At 72.7% G+C, this 14,553-nt stretch carries 10 protein-coding genes; 5 read left to right on the forward strand and 5 right to left on the reverse strand.

Translation table 11 applies throughout. The features are described from left to right. Positions 1-69: 69 nt before the first annotated feature. Both pepN and QC282_RS09370 read right to left on the reverse strand, forming a co-directional pair. Positions 70-2,637 (reverse strand): aminopeptidase N, encoded by a 2,568-nt coding sequence (gene pepN, locus QC282_RS09365; RefSeq protein WP_279548786.1) that lies wholly within the window; start codon positions 2,635-2,637, stop codon positions 70-72. A 233-nt stretch (positions 2,638-2,870) separates the two neighbouring features. Beyond that, a complete protein-coding gene (locus QC282_RS09370; protein WP_279548787.1) occupies positions 2,871-3,887 on the reverse strand; it encodes an aspartate-semialdehyde dehydrogenase in 1,017 nt (338 codons plus the stop codon). A gap of 357 nt (positions 3,888-4,244) precedes the next feature. On the opposite strand from QC282_RS09370, the gene QC282_RS09375 reads away from it, so the two are divergent. Beyond that, positions 4,245-4,766 (forward strand): sigma-70 family RNA polymerase sigma factor, encoded by a 522-nt coding sequence (locus QC282_RS09375; RefSeq protein ID WP_279548823.1) that lies wholly within the window; start codon positions 4,245-4,247, stop codon positions 4,764-4,766. 1 nt (position 4,767) lies between these two features. Continuing rightward, the gene (locus QC282_RS09380; RefSeq protein WP_279548788.1) at positions 4,768-5,715 is read left to right on the forward strand and encodes a hypothetical protein; all 948 of its coding nucleotides are present in this window, start codon (positions 4,768-4,770) and stop codon (positions 5,713-5,715) included. 68 nt (positions 5,716-5,783) lie between these two features. Here QC282_RS09380 and QC282_RS09385 read toward each other — a convergent pair whose 3' ends face one another. Beyond that, positions 5,784-9,092 carry a S8 family serine peptidase gene (locus tag QC282_RS09385; protein WP_279548789.1) on the reverse strand — a complete coding sequence of 1,103 codons (3,309 nt, stop codon included), beginning with the start codon at positions 9,090-9,092 and terminating at the stop codon, positions 5,784-5,786. A 258-nt stretch (positions 9,093-9,350) separates the two neighbouring features. Further along, positions 9,351-9,893, reverse strand: coding sequence for a CGNR zinc finger domain-containing protein (locus QC282_RS09390; RefSeq protein ID WP_279548790.1), 543 nt, complete (start codon positions 9,891-9,893; stop codon positions 9,351-9,353). A gap of 123 nt (positions 9,894-10,016) precedes the next feature. Between QC282_RS09390 and QC282_RS09395 the strand changes: the two genes are divergently transcribed. The 3 genes from QC282_RS09395 to QC282_RS09405 all read left to right on the forward strand — a co-directional run bounded on the left by QC282_RS09395 (position 10,017) and on the right by QC282_RS09405 (position 13,389). Beyond that, positions 10,017-10,460 carry a VOC family protein gene (locus QC282_RS09395; protein ID WP_279548791.1) on the forward strand — a complete coding sequence of 148 codons (444 nt, stop codon included), beginning with the start codon at positions 10,017-10,019 and terminating at the stop codon, positions 10,458-10,460. Between the two features lie 12 nt (positions 10,461-10,472). Beyond that, positions 10,473-11,360 carry a pyridoxamine 5'-phosphate oxidase family protein gene (locus QC282_RS09400; RefSeq protein ID WP_279548792.1) on the forward strand — a complete coding sequence of 296 codons (888 nt, stop codon included), beginning with the start codon at positions 10,473-10,475 and terminating at the stop codon, positions 11,358-11,360. Between the two features lie 268 nt (positions 11,361-11,628). Continuing rightward, entirely contained in the window at positions 11,629-13,389 is a 1,761-nt protein-coding gene (locus QC282_RS09405) for a TIGR03767 family metallophosphoesterase (protein ID WP_279548793.1), read from the forward strand. Between the two features lie 18 nt (positions 13,390-13,407). Here QC282_RS09405 and QC282_RS09410 read toward each other — a convergent pair whose 3' ends face one another. Beyond that, complete coding sequence (locus tag QC282_RS09410) at positions 13,408-14,442, reverse strand: hypothetical protein (RefSeq protein WP_279548794.1); 1,035 nt, start codon at positions 14,440-14,442, stop codon at positions 13,408-13,410. Between the last annotated feature and the right edge of the window lie 111 nt (positions 14,443-14,553).

Here is a 14,553-nt window from a genome sequence, read left to right on the forward strand (position 1 = left end):
GACCGAGGGAACCGCAGAGGCGCCCGGCGTATTCGCCGCCGGGCGCCCCTTCTCGTGTTCGACTGCCGGTCAGGCCCCCGCGTCGGCCGACTGGGCGTGCAGTGCGCGTTCCACGCCCGAGCGGGATTCCGAGACCAGGCGGCGCAGGGCCGCGTTCGGGTTGGCCGACGTGAGCCAGGCGTCCGTGCGGTCCAGGGTGTCCTCGGAGACCTGGATCGACGGGTAGAGGCCGACCGCGATCTGCTGGGCCATCTCGTAGGAGCGGGAGTCCCAGATGTCCTTGACCACCTCGAAGTACCGCTCCGCGTACGGGGCCAGGAGTTCGCGCTGGTCCGTCTGGACGAAGCCGGCGATGACGGCCTCCTGGACGGCGTTCGGCAGCTTGTCGGACTCGACGACCGACGCCCACGCCTCCGCCTTGGCCTCCGGCGTCGGGCGGGCGGCGCGCGCGCTCGCCGCGTGGCGCTCACCGGCGGCCGTCCTGTCCCGCTCGTACTCGGCGGCGATCTCCGCCTCGTCGAACCGGCCGACCGCCGCGAGCCGCTGCACGAACGCCCCGCGCAGCTCCGTGTCGACGGCCAGGCCCTCGATCGTCTGCGAGCCGTCCAGCAGCGCCTCCAGCAGGTCCAGCTGCTCCGGCGTACGGGCCGTCGCCGCGAACGCGCGGGCCCACGCCAGCTGCTGGTCGCTGCCGGCGTCCGCCGTCCGCAGGTGGGCGAGCGTGGCGTCCGTCCAGCGGGTGAGCAGCGTCTCGCGGGCGGCCGGGTCGGCGTACAGGTCGATCGCCAGCTTCACCTGGCGGTGCAGCGACTGCACGACACCGATGTCGGACTCCTTGCCGATGCCCGACAGGACGAGGGAGAGGTAGTCGCGCGTGGCGAGTTCCGCGTCCCGCGTCATGTCCCAGGCCGACGCCCAGCACAGGGCCCGGGGCAGGGACTCCGTGAAGTCGCCCAGGTGCTCGGTGACGAAGGCCAGCGACTGCTCGTCCAGGCGGACCTTCGCGTACGACAGGTCGTCGTCGTTGAGCAGGACCACGGCCGGGCGGGGCTTGCCCACCAGCTGCGGCACGGACGTCAGTTCGCCGTCCACGTCCAGCTCGACGCGCTCGCCGCGCACCAGCTTGCCGCCCGCGTCGAGGTCGTAGCAGCCGATCGCGATGCGGTGCGGGCGCAGCGTCGGTTCGCCCTTCGCGCCGGCCGGGAGCGCCGGGGCCTCCTGGCGGACGGCGAAGGAGGTGATGAGACCGGCCCCGTCGGTCTCGATCCGCGGGCGCAGGACGTTGATGCCCGCCGTCTCCAGCCACTTCTCCGACCACGTCCTCAGGTCGCGGCCGGAGGTCTCCTCCAGGGCGCCCAGCAGGTCGGACAGGCGCGTGTTGCCGAACGCGTGCCGCTTGAAGTACGCCTGCACGCCCCGGAAGAACTCGTCCTCGCCGACGTAGGCGACGAGCTGCTTCAGCACGGAGGCGCCCTTGGCGTACGTGATGCCGTCGAAGTTGACGAGCACGTCGTCCAGGTCGCGGATGTCCGCCATGATCGGGTGCGTGGACGGCAGCTGGTCCTGGCGGTAGGCCCACGTCTTCATCGAGTTGGCGAACGTGGTCCACGAGTGCGGCCAGCGCGAGCCGGGCGCGGCGGCCTGGCAGGCGATGGAGGTGTAGGTGGCGAACGACTCGTTCAGCCACAGGTCGTTCCACCACTCCATGGTCACGAGGTCGCCGAACCACATGTGGGCCAGCTCGTGCAGGATGGTCTCGGCGCGCGTCTCGTACGCCGCGTCCGTCACCTTCGACCGGAAGACGTACTGGTCGCGGATGGTCACCGCGCCCGCGTTCTCCATCGCGCCCGCGTTGAACTCCGGCACGAACAGCTGGTCGTACTTCTCGAACGGGTACGCGTAGTCGAACTTCTCCTGGAACCAGTCGAAGCCCTGCCGGGTGACCTCGAAGATGGCGTCCGAGTCGAGGTGCTCGGCGAGGGAGGGCCGGCAGTAGATGCCGAGCGGCACGGACTGGCCGTCCTTCTCGTACACGCTGTGCACCGAGTGGTAGGGGCCGACGATCAGTGCCGTGACGTACGTCGACATCCGCGGCGTCGGCGCGAACTCCCAGACGCAGTCGCGCGGTTCGGGCGTCGGCGAGTTGGAGACGACGGTCCAGCCCTCCGGCGCGCGCACGGTGAACCGGAACGTCGCCTTCAGGTCGGGCTGCTCGAAGCTCGCGAACACCCGGCGGGCGTCGGGCACTTCGAACTGGGTGTAGAGGTACGCCTGGTCGTCGACCGGGTCGACGAAGCGGTGCAGGCCCTCGCCGGTGTTGGTGTACGCGCAGTCCGCGACCACGCGCAGCACGTTGCGGCCCCGGAGCAGGCCGGGAAGCGCGATCCGCGAGTCCTTGAAGACGTCGGCGGGGTCGAGGGCGTCGCCGTTCAGGACCACCTCGTGGACGGCCGGGGCGACCAGGTCGATGAAGGACTCGGCCCCGTCCTCCGCGACGTCGAAGCGCACCGTGGTCACGGACCTGTAGGTACCGCCCTCCTGCGCGCCGGAGAGGTCGAGATCGATCTCGTACGAGTCAACGGCGAGCAGCTTCGCCCGCTGCTGCGCCTCTTCGCGAGTCAGGTTTGTGCCAGGCACGCGGTCATCTCCTCGTTATGTGTGGGTTCGGACATCCTTCCATGTACGCGGGCCGACCGGGGTGGCCACATCGGTCGGACCAGGGCCCGGTTCCACCCGTTCCAGGTCGGCTCGGTCCCGCGCCGGCGCATGGCGGGATCGACTCGGCACTGCGGGCGGCACCTGGCCCTCGGAGCGCGAAGAAGGGCGCCCACCGTCAGCCGGTGGGCGCCCCTGCGATGTGTGCGGCGGTTCTACTTCTTGAGCTCGGCCGCCACCAGCTCCGCGATCTGCACCGCGTTCAGGGCCGCGCCCTTGCGGAGGTTGTCGTTGGAGACGAACAGGGCGAGGCCGTTGTCCACGGTCTCGTCCTCGCGGATGCGGCCGACGTACGACGCGTCCTGGCCGGCGGCCTGCAGCGGGGTCGGCACGTCGGTCAGGGCCACGCCGGGTGCGCCGGCCAGCAGCTCCTTCGCGCGCTCGGCGCTGATCGGCCGGGCGAAGCGGGCGTTGACCTGGAGGGAGTGACCGGTGAAGACCGGCACGCGCACACAGGTGCCGGACACCTTCAGGCCCGGGATCTCCAGGATCTTGCGGGACTCGTGGCGGAGCTTCTGCTCCTCGTCCGTCTCGTTCAGACCGTCGTCCACGATCGAACCGGCCATCGGCAGCACGTTGTACGCGATCGGCGCGACGTACTTGTCGGGCTTCGGGAACTCCACCGCCGAGCCGTCGTGGGTCAGCTTGGGCGCGTCGTCGCCGACCTTCCTGACCTGCTCGAACAGCTCGTCCACGCCTGCGAGACCCGAGCCGGACACGGCCTGGTACGTCGCCACGACCAGCGCTTCGAGACCGGCCTCCAGGTGCAGCGGACGCAGCACCGGCATCGCGGCCATCGTCGTGCAGTTCGGGTTGGCGATGATGCCCTTGGGGCGGTCGGCGATCGCGTGCGGGTTGACCTCGGCCACCACCAGCGGCACCTGCGGGTCACGCCGCCAGGCCGAGGAGTTGTCGATCACGACCGCGCCCTGCGAGGCGACCTTCTCGGCCAGCGCCTTGGACGTGGCGCCGCCCGCCGAGAACAGCACGATGTCGAGGCCCGAGTAGTCGGCCGCCGTCGCGTCCTCCACCGTCACACCGTCGATGACCTTGCCCGCCGAGCGGGCCGAGGCGAACAGGCGCAGCTCGTCGACCGGGAAGTTCCGCTCCGTGAGAATCCTGCGCATGACCGTGCCGACCTGACCGGTGGCTCCGACGATTCCGACCCTCACGGCGACTCCCTCTACGTCTCTTTTGTGTGCCTGTTGCTTGGCCGAGGCTTTTCCATCATGCGGCCCACCCCGGTCCACCTGTCCAATTCTTTGCGCGGGGTGCCCGGGTACTGGGACGAGGCGGCTCGCACGGCGGTTGCGGGCATTGCGCCGGCAACCCCGCTGAACTGCAGGAATCCAGCCGGAACGGGCCCCGGACCGCAAGCTGTGCTGGTCGGCACCTGCCCAGCGCCCCCGGGCGCACACGGCGGTGTGACGTACACCTCTGCCGGAGCCGGGGACCGGATCGAACGTTTCGGCCCCGGCCGGCGTCATAGGGGAAACGCGGCGAGGGGAGGGGCGGCTGTGCTGCGCAGGATGATCCGCCGCGGCCACGGGACGGACCACGCTGTGGACGACCCGCTGGACGCGGCCCAGGAACGCCGGGTGCGGGCGGTGCTCGCGCTGGGCGGGGTACCGCAGGCGGACCTGCCGGACGGGGTGCAGCAGGTCCGCCTGCGGCTCCTGGAGCGGGCAGCGAGCGGGCGCGAGGCGCCGCGCGACGTGTCCGCCTGGGCGGCCGTCGTCGCCTCCAACCTCGCCATGGACTGGCACCGCGCCCGACGCCGCCAGGAGCGGCTCGGCGAGCGGCTCGCCTCCCTGCGGCAGCTCGAACACCCCTCCGGCGAGGACACCAGCGTGCTGTCCCTCGCCGTCGCCCGGGGCCTGGACGAGCTGCCCGACCCGCAGCGCCAGGTCGTCGTGCTGCGCTTCTACGCCGATCTGCCGGTCCGGTCCATCGCCGAGGAGCTCGGCGTCCCGGAGGGCACGGTCAAGAGCCGGCTGCACACGGCGGTCCGGGCCCTGCGGGTCCGCCTGCACGAGGACGAGGTGGTGTGACGTGACCGCCGAGCACGACTTCCCCGGGGGCCCCGACCCCCTGATGTCCGTGATCGCCGACGAGCCGCTGCCCGAGGCGGCCCGCCAGGACGCCGGCTTCCTCGCCGAGCACCGCGCGGCAGCGGCCGACGTGGCGCTCCTGCGGGAACAGCTGGGCCTCATCGGCCACGCCCTGGCGCAGGCGCCGGGGGAGGCCGGGACAGAGGCGGCCACCGCTCCCGTACGCCCTACTGCTCCCACGGGGGCCGCCGGGGCCGCCGGGACTTGCGGGACCACGGGGACTGCCGGGACCCACGGACCCGCCGGGCCCGCGGGGACTGCCGGAACCACCGGACCCGCCAGGACCACCGGGACCACCGGGACCACCGGACCCGCCAGGACCACCGGACCCACCGGACCCGCCGGGTCCTCACCGCTCTCACGGCCCTCCCGCACCCGCCGTCGCCCCTTCGCCGTCGCTCTCGGCGGGCTCGCCGTGGCCTGCGCCGCCACCCTCGTGTCGGGCCTGGCCTGGCTGCTCACGCAGGCCGGGGGAAGCGCGGACAGCACGGGGGCCGACAAGAGCGCCGCTCAGGCCGACTCCGAGGCGGCGCCCGGCATCCTCTTCGGCTCCCCCCGCTACCTGGCCTGCGCCCGGCTCGTCGCCGAGGGCACGGTGACCGACGTGGAACGTCTGCCCGGCGCCGGGCGGACCCGGATCACGCTGGACGTGACCCGTACGTACAAGCCGGACAGGCCCGCGAAGGGCGGGGACCCGCTGGTCTTCCTCGTGGAGGCCGGCGGCGTCCCGGGCACCCTCCGCGTGGGCGACCGGGCCGTGGTCGGCTTCTCCCGCTCGGGTGACGTCCCCGACGCCCTGATCACGGGCGAGCGGGAGATCGCCGCCGAGCGCGCCCGGATCGTCCGCTCACTGCCCGAGTCCCGCACCCTCACCTGCCCGGGAGGCTGACCGGGGCCGGGCACGAGAAAGGGGCGGGCGCCCACTGTGGACGCCCGCCCCCTCAGCCGTGAGCGGTGTTACGGCGTGACCTTCTCGATGGCGACGCTGCCCGCGCCCGCGACCGTGCCGCGCGCGTTGACCAGCTGGACCCGCCCGAAGAACTCACGTCCCTCGGGAGCGGCCGCCGCGGCGGTGACGCTCGCGGTGACCGTGGCCGAGTCGCCCGTGCCGAGCTTCACCGGCGTGGCGCCGTCGACGGAGACGGTGCCGAGGGACGCGGCGAAGAACACGTCCCGGTAGTCGTACTCCGTCGTGCCGGCGGGCACGGCGTAGCCGAAAACCTCGATCGTGTACGTGCCGGCGGCCGGCTTCTTGACGGAGACGGCCTCCTCGGAGTCGCCGTCGGCGGAGCTGCCGACCTCCTTGCCGTCCTTGTCGTACACGGCGAGGTCGAGGTCGGCGGCGGTGTCCGAGACACCACCGATGACGACGTCCAGGGAGTCGGCGCCCGCGGGCACCTCGACCGTGGTGGTGTGCGTCTCGCCCGCCTTGATGGCCGGGCGGGCCGAGTTGGCGGAGCCGAGCGGGCCGCCGATGAGCCTGCCGTCGAGGGCGGCGAACGCGTTCGTCACCTTCCAGGACGCGTCGACCGGGGTGCCGACCTTCGCCTCGGGGACGGTGACCGTCTCCGGGTCGAAGGAGGCGCCGAGGACGGCGACGTCGAGCCGGTAGGGGTTGTCCAGCAGCGGCGACGTGCGGCGCGACTCGACCTCGATCTCCCAGACGCCCGGCTGCGGGTCGGCGTACGACCGCAGGTCCGGCCGGCAGGTGTTGGCCGGGTTGGTGTAGTTCGGGTAGCAGTTGATCGTCGACGTCGGGTCGGACGGGACGCCGTACGGGTGGATGGAGATGAACCGGGTCTGGCTCTTGTCCGCCAGGCCGCCGAGCGCGACCTCAAGGGTCCTGGCGCCCTCGGGCACGGTCATGAAGTACGACTTGGTGCTGTTGCGCTGCACCGAGCCGGACGCGGAGAAGGTGTGGTCGACCGGCGACGCGGCGACGACCGTCGTCATGACCTGCCGGTCGATGCCCTCGGTGCGCGGGTCGTCCACCTCGAGGATGGCGCTCTTGAGACCGCCGGAGCGCGGCGCGGCCTGCACCTTGACGGTGACCGGCTTGTTCAGCGGCAGCGCGACCTCGTCGGAGCCGACGACCCGGAAGGTGTCACCGGCGTTGTTCTCGAAGTGCAGCTCGTGCCGGATCGCCCGGTCGGCGCCGGACGTACGGGTCAGCGTGATCTCGTACGTCTTCTTCTGGCCGGCCTTGAGGCCGCCCTCGCGGTCGTACAGGCCCGTGCCGTAGCCCGGGGTCTTGAGGAACTGGTCGATCGCGGTGTCGACCGGCGCCTTCACCGTGTACTGGTGCGCGTCGGCGCCGTCGCGGATCGCGTCCCAGGCGTCGCCGATGTTGATGAGGCCGGCGCCTTCCTCGTACGCCTGCACACCCTTGATGTGGTCGGCGGTCGAGGTGAGCGCGGTGCGCAGCTTGGCGGGCGTCAGGGCGATGCCCTTCTGCTTGGCGGCGCTCAGCAGCAGCGCCGAGGCGCCAGCGGCCTGCGGGGAGGCCATCGAGGTGCCCTGGAGCATCGAGTAGCCGGGCGGCAGGGAGTAGCCGGCCTCGGCGACCGGGCCGCCGGGCGACCAGGTCTGCGTGGTGTTGATGGCCGCGCCGGGCGCGGCCAGGGTCGGCGTGAAGCCGCCGTCCTCACGCGGGCCGCGCGAGGAGAACGGCATCATCGCGTACTTCTTCTCCACGACGGAGCCGTAGTTGGCGGCCCAGGTCTCCCTGGAGATGGACGCGCCGACCGAGATGACCTTGTCGGACAGCGACGGGTCGCCGATGGTGTTGGCGCCGGGGCCGGAGTTGCCGGCCGAGATGACCAGCTGCACGCCGTACTCGTCGATGAGGCGCGTGTAGAGCTCGGCGCGGGCGTTGTTGCCGTCGTTCAGCGCGGGCAGGCCGCCGATCGACATGTTGACGATGTCGACGCCGCGCTTGGTGACGAGGTCGATCATGCCCTCGGTGAGCGCGACGTTGGTGCAGCCGCCGCTCCAGGTGCAGGCGCGCGAGGAGACCAGCTTGGCGCCGGGGGCGGCACCGTCCATCCGGCCGCCGAACAGGCCGTTGGCGGCGGTGATGCCGGCGACGTGCGTGCCGTGGGAGCCCTCGATGACGCCGATGCTGACGTAGTCGGCCTTGGCGCCGGCGGCGTTGTAGACGACGTCCTTGCGGATCTCCACGACGAACGGGATGCGCTCGGCGATCTCGGTCGCCGGGTTGTCCGTCCCGAAGTAGCCGATCTGGTAGCCGTCCTTGTACGGCTTCATCGCGGTGTCGTCGGTGAAGTCGAGGTTGTCGTTCAGGTCGACGCGGACGGTGCCGGCGGCGGCGTCGTACAGCACGCCCCAGACGTCCGTGGTGTCGCCGTCGCGGTTGAGGTCGCCGGCCATGTCGCCACCGGTGGTGGCGGACTCGGAGAAGTAGTTGAACTTGTGGGCGCCCTGGGGGGCCTTGAACGTCTCGGTGCCCAGGCTCGCCGTGGTGATCGAGAACGTCGGGCCGCTGACCGAGGTGGTCATCCGCCGCCAGGTGCCGTCGCCGTCGCGGACCGGGTCGGTCGCGGTGACCCAGTCGACGATCTTGCGCTCGCCGGTGGTGGTCTTCTGCAGCGCGGGATGGCCGAGGTCGACACCGGAGTCGAGGATGCCGATGGTGATGCCGCGGCCGTCCGCCTTCGGGTGGTCCTCGACGAAGTCGACGGCGCCGGTCTCGAAGGACGGGTTGTACGGGTTCTCGGCCGGGGTGTTCTTGCCCGGGGCCGGGTAGCTGCCCGTGCTGCCGGTGGTGGCGCCCTTGGCGCGGTCCCCGGCAGGCGTCGGGTCGGGCAGCGGGATCTCCTCGCGCAGGTCGATGCCGTGCACGGAGGAGAGCTTGGCGGCGGCGGCGATGGCCGCGTCCGCCTTCGCGGTGGGGACGGTGGCGCGGACGTAGCCGAGCTTGTCGTGGCTGCTGCCCACGACGCCGCCCTCGACCGCGTCCAGCTGCGCGGCGACCTGTTCGGTCCGGCCCGGCGCGGTGGCGATCATCATCGTGACGGTCTTCTCGCCGTCGGCCTTGGCCTCGGCGAGCAGGTCCGCGTCGGCGGAACCGAGCTTGTCGGGCGCGGACTTGACCGAGCCGTCCGCGGTGGGGGACGGCTCGTCGGCCGAGAAGGCCATGGGTATCGGACCGGCCGCGGACAGCGCGGCCACCAGACCCGCGGCCACGGCGATCCGCGCCACGCGTCTCGCGCCCGATGTCGGAGCGCGCTCGGGGGTGAAGGTCATCGGCATCCCTTGCAGGTGAAGGAACCAGCGGTTGGCGGCCCGGGCCGATCGGCTCGGGCCGCGGCAGTCCGGAATGCGACCCCGGACGACCGCTCAGCTTTATGCAAGGGAAGGAGGTTTGGGAAGAGTTGGCCGAATCGAAATGGACGCATGGGGAAAACCCCCGGCGGACTTAGGGTAGATGAGTCGCGTAAGGGGGCAAGTCGCCCACAATTCCCGCGGTCACGTCACCCGCGGGCGTCGTGATGCGGGGCCCTGTCAGGCGTCCTTGGTGCGCGCGTAGTGGCGGGAGGCCTTCGCGCGGTTGCCGCAGGCGGCCATGGAGCACCAGCGGCGGGTGCCGTTGCGCGAGGTGTCGAAGAAGTGCAGGACGCAGGCCTCGTGGGCGCAGGCCCTGATCCGGTCGGGCGCGGTGGCCAGCAGCTCCAGGTAGTTCCGCGCGGCGAGCCAGGCCGGCCCCCAGGACGCGTCCGCGAACTCGGGCAGCTCTCCAGGGCCTTCGGCGGTGAGGGTGGCCCGGATGCGGCCGTGCGTGAGGACGGCGTCGACGCGTCCGGCGCCCGCCTCCAGCGACTCGTCCACGGCCGTCGTGAGGGCGTCCCGTGCCTCAAGAGTGCGCCGCAGGGTGGCGGCGTCGCCGGCGAACCGGTCGTCGAGCCCGTTGGCCGCGAGCCACACCGCCAGCCCGTCGGTGTCGGCGAGCAGGTCCCGCGCGGCGCCGTCCTGCGCCCACCGCGTGTTGAGCAGGTCGAGCGAGAGCGGCTCGCCGGTGAGCGGCCGGGGGTCGCGGAGGGCGGGCATGGGGGGCTCCCTTCGTACTAACCGCTCAAGAGTACGTGACCGGTTGACGCGGGCCGCGCCGGCCCGTAGTTTCTAACTGTCAATCTTGCTTACACAGGTTAGATCGATCGAAGGGCAAACGCCATGACCCTGCGCACCGGCCACCTCGGCCTCAACGTCACCGACCTCGACCGCTCGCTCGCCTTCTACCGCGACGTCCTCGGCTTCACCCCGCTCGCCGAGGGCAAGGAGGACGGCAGGCGGTACGCCTTCCTCGGCGACGGCGACAGCCTCGTCCTCACGCTGTGGCAGCAGGCCGGCCAGGCCTACGACGCGGGCCGCGCCGGACTGCACCACCTCGCCTTCGAGGCCGGCTCGGCCGAGCGGGTCCGGGAGTACGAGACGGCCCTGCGCGCGTACGGCGTGGACTTCGCGTACGACGGCGTCGTCGCCCACGGCGAGGGCGCGGCCTCCGGCGGCATCTTCTTCCACGACCCCGACGGCACCCGGCTGGAGATCTCCGCGCCCACCGGCGCCGAGGACGCCCCCGTCCCGCACGCGTCCGCCCCGACCTGCGGCTTCTTCTAGGCGGCGCGGCAGATGACCGTCTACCACGCCGGTTCGCGCGCCGTGCAGGACCGGGCCGGGGTGCGGGAGCTCGCCGATCACGTCGGCCGGTCCGTCGGCGCGGCCCTCAAGCCGGTCGCCGCGGCCTTCCTGGAACTCCAGCCGCTGCTGGTGCTCGGCGCCGCCGACCCGGGGACCGGACAGGTGTGGGCCGCCCCTCTCGCGGGCACCCCGGGCTTCGTCCGCGCGAGGGGACCGCGCCGGATCGCCGTCGCGGGCGGGTCATCCCCGACCGACCCGCTCGCGACGGCCCTCGCCACGCCGGACATCCCCGTCGGCACCATCGCCCTCGACCCCCGCACCCGGCGCCGCATGCGCCTCAACGGCCGGCTGCGGCCCATGGAACACGGCTTCGCGATCGACGCCGAGCGGGTCTTCGCCAACTGTCCCAAGTACCTCCAGAAACGGGAGACGTACGAGTTCGTCGACGGCCGCGTCCCGGGCGGAGCCCGGCGCTCCACCGCGCTGACCCCCGCCCAGCGGGCCTTCGTGCGGTCGGCCGACACCCTCTTCGTCGCCACCGTGCACGCCACCGGCGCCGACGCCAGTCACCGGGGCGGCAACCCCGGCTTCCTGCGGGCCGACTCGCCGCGCGAGCTGAGCTGGCGCGACTACCCGGGCAACGCCATGTTCCTCACCCTCGGCAACCTCGCCGCCGACCCACGGGCCGGGCTGCTCCTGCTCGACTGGCAGACCGGCACGACCCTCCAGCTCACCGGCGAGGCCCGCACGGAGTTCACCGCCGACGGCGAACGCCGCGTCCGCTTCACGCTCACCGAGGCCGTCGAGACCCCGTCGGCGGTCCCGCTGCGCTGGTCCCCGCCCCAGTACTCGCCCGCCAACCCCGACCCGGCGGGCTGACGTCCGCGCGGGAGCCGCGGCATCCGCGCGGACCGGTCTCGTACCCCGCGAGATGAACACCGAGTGACCGCTTCCCGGCCGTCCGAGGAGCGGGCGCGGACGGGCCGGGTGGGCCAAGATCCACGTACGGCGATCGGCGTTGCGCGTTGCCACCGCGTTCACGCGCAGGCCATCCCCGGTGCCAACGATCCAGTGAGAGCGGGGCGTTCGCCCAGGCGAGCGCCCCGCCACCACTGCCGACGCGTTCGCACTCGGGGAGACAAGCGCCATGTCGCGCACACGCTCTGTCGCCGGCTCCGTCCTCGGGGTCCACCGCCGTTCCTTCCTCGCCGCCACCGGAGCCGTCGCCGTGTCCGCGGGTGTCGGCTACGCCGCGCGGCCCACCGAAAGCCGCGCCGCGACCCCTCCGGCCTCCGCCTCGGGCGCCGCCCTCGCCTCCTCCCGCAAGGCACCGGCCGCGCCGCTCGCCCCCTACACCCGGGGCACCACCCTGGCCGAGGTCGCCGCCCCGCGCGGCAGCTCCGGCTACCGGCGCCTGGGCGACGGGCCCGGCTGGCAGCGCGTCGTACGCACCGAGCTGGCCGACGCCCGGCCCGGCCGCGCCGCCCGCCGCACCCCGCTCGCCGCCTTCGTGCAGCTCACCGACCTGCACATCATCGACACCCAGCACCCGCTGCGGCTCGAATACCTGCGCTCGGCCGACGTGCACGCCTGGCGGCCGCAGGAGGCGCTGACCGTGCACGGCGCGATCTCCCTGGTCGAGCGGATCAACGCGCTGCGGGGCGCCCCCGTCACCGGCGCCCCGCTGCACTTCGCGATGACCACCGGCGACAACACCGACAACAACGCCCGCTCCGAGCTGGAGTGGTTCCTCACCGTCATGAGCGGCGGCCGCATCACGCCCAACACCGGCGACCCGCGCCACTACGAGGGCGTCCAGAACAGCGGCCTCAAGCAGTACTGGCAGCCCGACACCGCCGCCCGCGACGCCGACAAGCAGCTCGGCTTCCCGCACGTCGACGGCTTCCTCGCCGCCGCCGTCCGCGAGGTCCGCAGCCCCGGCCTCAACCTGCCCTGGTACTCGACCGTCGGCAACCACGACTCCCTGCCGCTCGGCTGCTACGCCTCGCACGGCGACACCTACCTCACCGACCTCGCCGTCGGCGGCCGGAAGCTGATGAGCGTGCCCGCCGCCGAGGCGGAGAAGCTCCGGCGCGCCATAAAGAAGGCGAAGGACCCGAGAGGCGTGCAGTTCCACGACTTCCTCAAGGCGCACACCCGCGACATGCGCCCGGTCACCCCGGACGAGCGGCGCGCCACGTTCACCCCCGCCGACTACCTCAGGGCCCACCTCGACCCGGCGTTCCAGGGCACCGGCCCGGTCGGCCACGGCTACTCCGCGGCGAACCTGGAGGAGGGCACCCAGTACTACGCCTTCCGCATCGCCGACGACGTCATCGGCATCAGCCTCGACACGACGGACCCCGGCGGCCACTACGAGGGCTCGGTCGGCGCGGAGCAGCTGCGCTGGCTGGACCGGACGCTGCGGGACAACAAGGACGCCTACGCGGTGGTCTTCAGTCACCACACCAGCGAGTCGATGGACAACTCCCGCCCCGACCCGGCCCGCCCGGACGAGGCACGCCGGGACGGCGCCGACGTCCTCGACCTGCTCGGCCGCCACCGCAACGTGCTGGCCTGGGTGAACGGCCACATCCACCGCAACGAGATCACCGCCCACGCCGGTCCGCAGGGCCACTCCTTCTGGGAGATCTCCACCGCGTCCCACGTCGACTATCCCCAACTGGCCCGCGTGATCGAGCTGGTGGACAACAAGGACGGCACGCTGTCCCTGTTCACCACGTGCGTGGAGTCGTCGGCCCCGCACCGCACGGACTTCGCGGACCTCTCCCAGACGGGCCTGGCCTCCCTCTACCGGGAGCTCTCCCTCAACGCCCCGGGATCGCACACCCACCTGGCAGGCGAGCCGGGCGACCGCAACACCGAACTGCTGCTGAAGAAGGGCTGAAGGGCCCGTCGCCGGGCCCTAGCGGGGCAGCACCACGACGTACGCCGCCGGTTCCCGGTCCGCCGCCGCCATCAGCGCCGTACGGATCACCGCCGCCTGCTGCTCCCGGGCGTCCCGCAGCTTCCTCGGCATCACAGGGACGACCGTGATGCCCAGCCGTTCCAGGTGCTCCCGCTTGCGGGCGTGCTCCGACTCCACCGGGTCGTCCTGCGGCCGGGGCGCCCGGGTGTCCAGCTCCAGCGCCACCGCGTGCTCCGGCCAGTAGGCGTCGACGCCGCCCAGGTGAGGGCCGCCCGGCAGCCGCAGGTCGACGTTCCACATCGGGTCCGGCAGGCCGTGGTCCCGCACCATCGCGTACAACCGGTCCTCCGCGATCGCCCGGCCCTCCGCGAGGAGCGAGTCCACCGCGTCCACCACGTGCGGCCGGTTCAGCAGCCGCGCCTGTGTCAACTCCCGGACGACCGCCGCTGGTTCACAGTGACCGGCGCGGACCGCCTCCGTCAGCAGCCGGCGCACCGCGACCGCGTCCGTCAGCTCCGCCACCGCGTCCGCCAGCGCCCGCGGGACCGGTGCCACCGGCAGGCCCATGACCTGCTTCGGCGCCGGCAGCGCCGCGGCGCGGACGACGCGGGCGCAGCCGGCCGAGCGCAGCCGCCGCAGCCGCGGCACCAGGACGTCGACCGTGTCCAGCACCGTCAGCGGGGGAGCGGCGGAGAAGCCGTGCAGGGCCAGCGCGGCCAGACCGGTGATCATCGCCTCCGGCTGCGCGGGGGCGGCCGGTCCGTCCGCGCCGCTCTGGGCCGGCACCCGGGCGGTCCGCTCCCGCGCCGCGTACAGCAGCACCGCGTGCAGCCGTTCCTCGTTCGTCGGCGGGCCCGGGTGGAGCAGGACGACGCCGGGGAGGATCTGCTGCCAGGGCCCGCCCGACCGGCACCGCTCGTTCGTCTCGGCGGCGGGCACGCCGTGCGCGCGCAGCTGCGCGGCCGTCAGGACGCGGCGGCGGACGTCGGCCGGCTGGGGCAGGTGGCGGGGGAAGAGCGGGGTGTTGTTCATGCCCCGGGACTTTCCCGCGTCCGATCCCTCCTTGTGGCCGCTGTTACAGGGCTGTCGGAAAATCCGGACAAGCCTGAACTAAAGGACGAGTGTTCGGATGTCGAAAGCCCC

The sequence above is a fragment of the Streptomyces sp. DH24 genome (assembly GCF_029813775.1).
Lineage (GTDB): Bacteria > Actinomycetota > Actinomycetes > Streptomycetales > Streptomycetaceae > Streptomyces.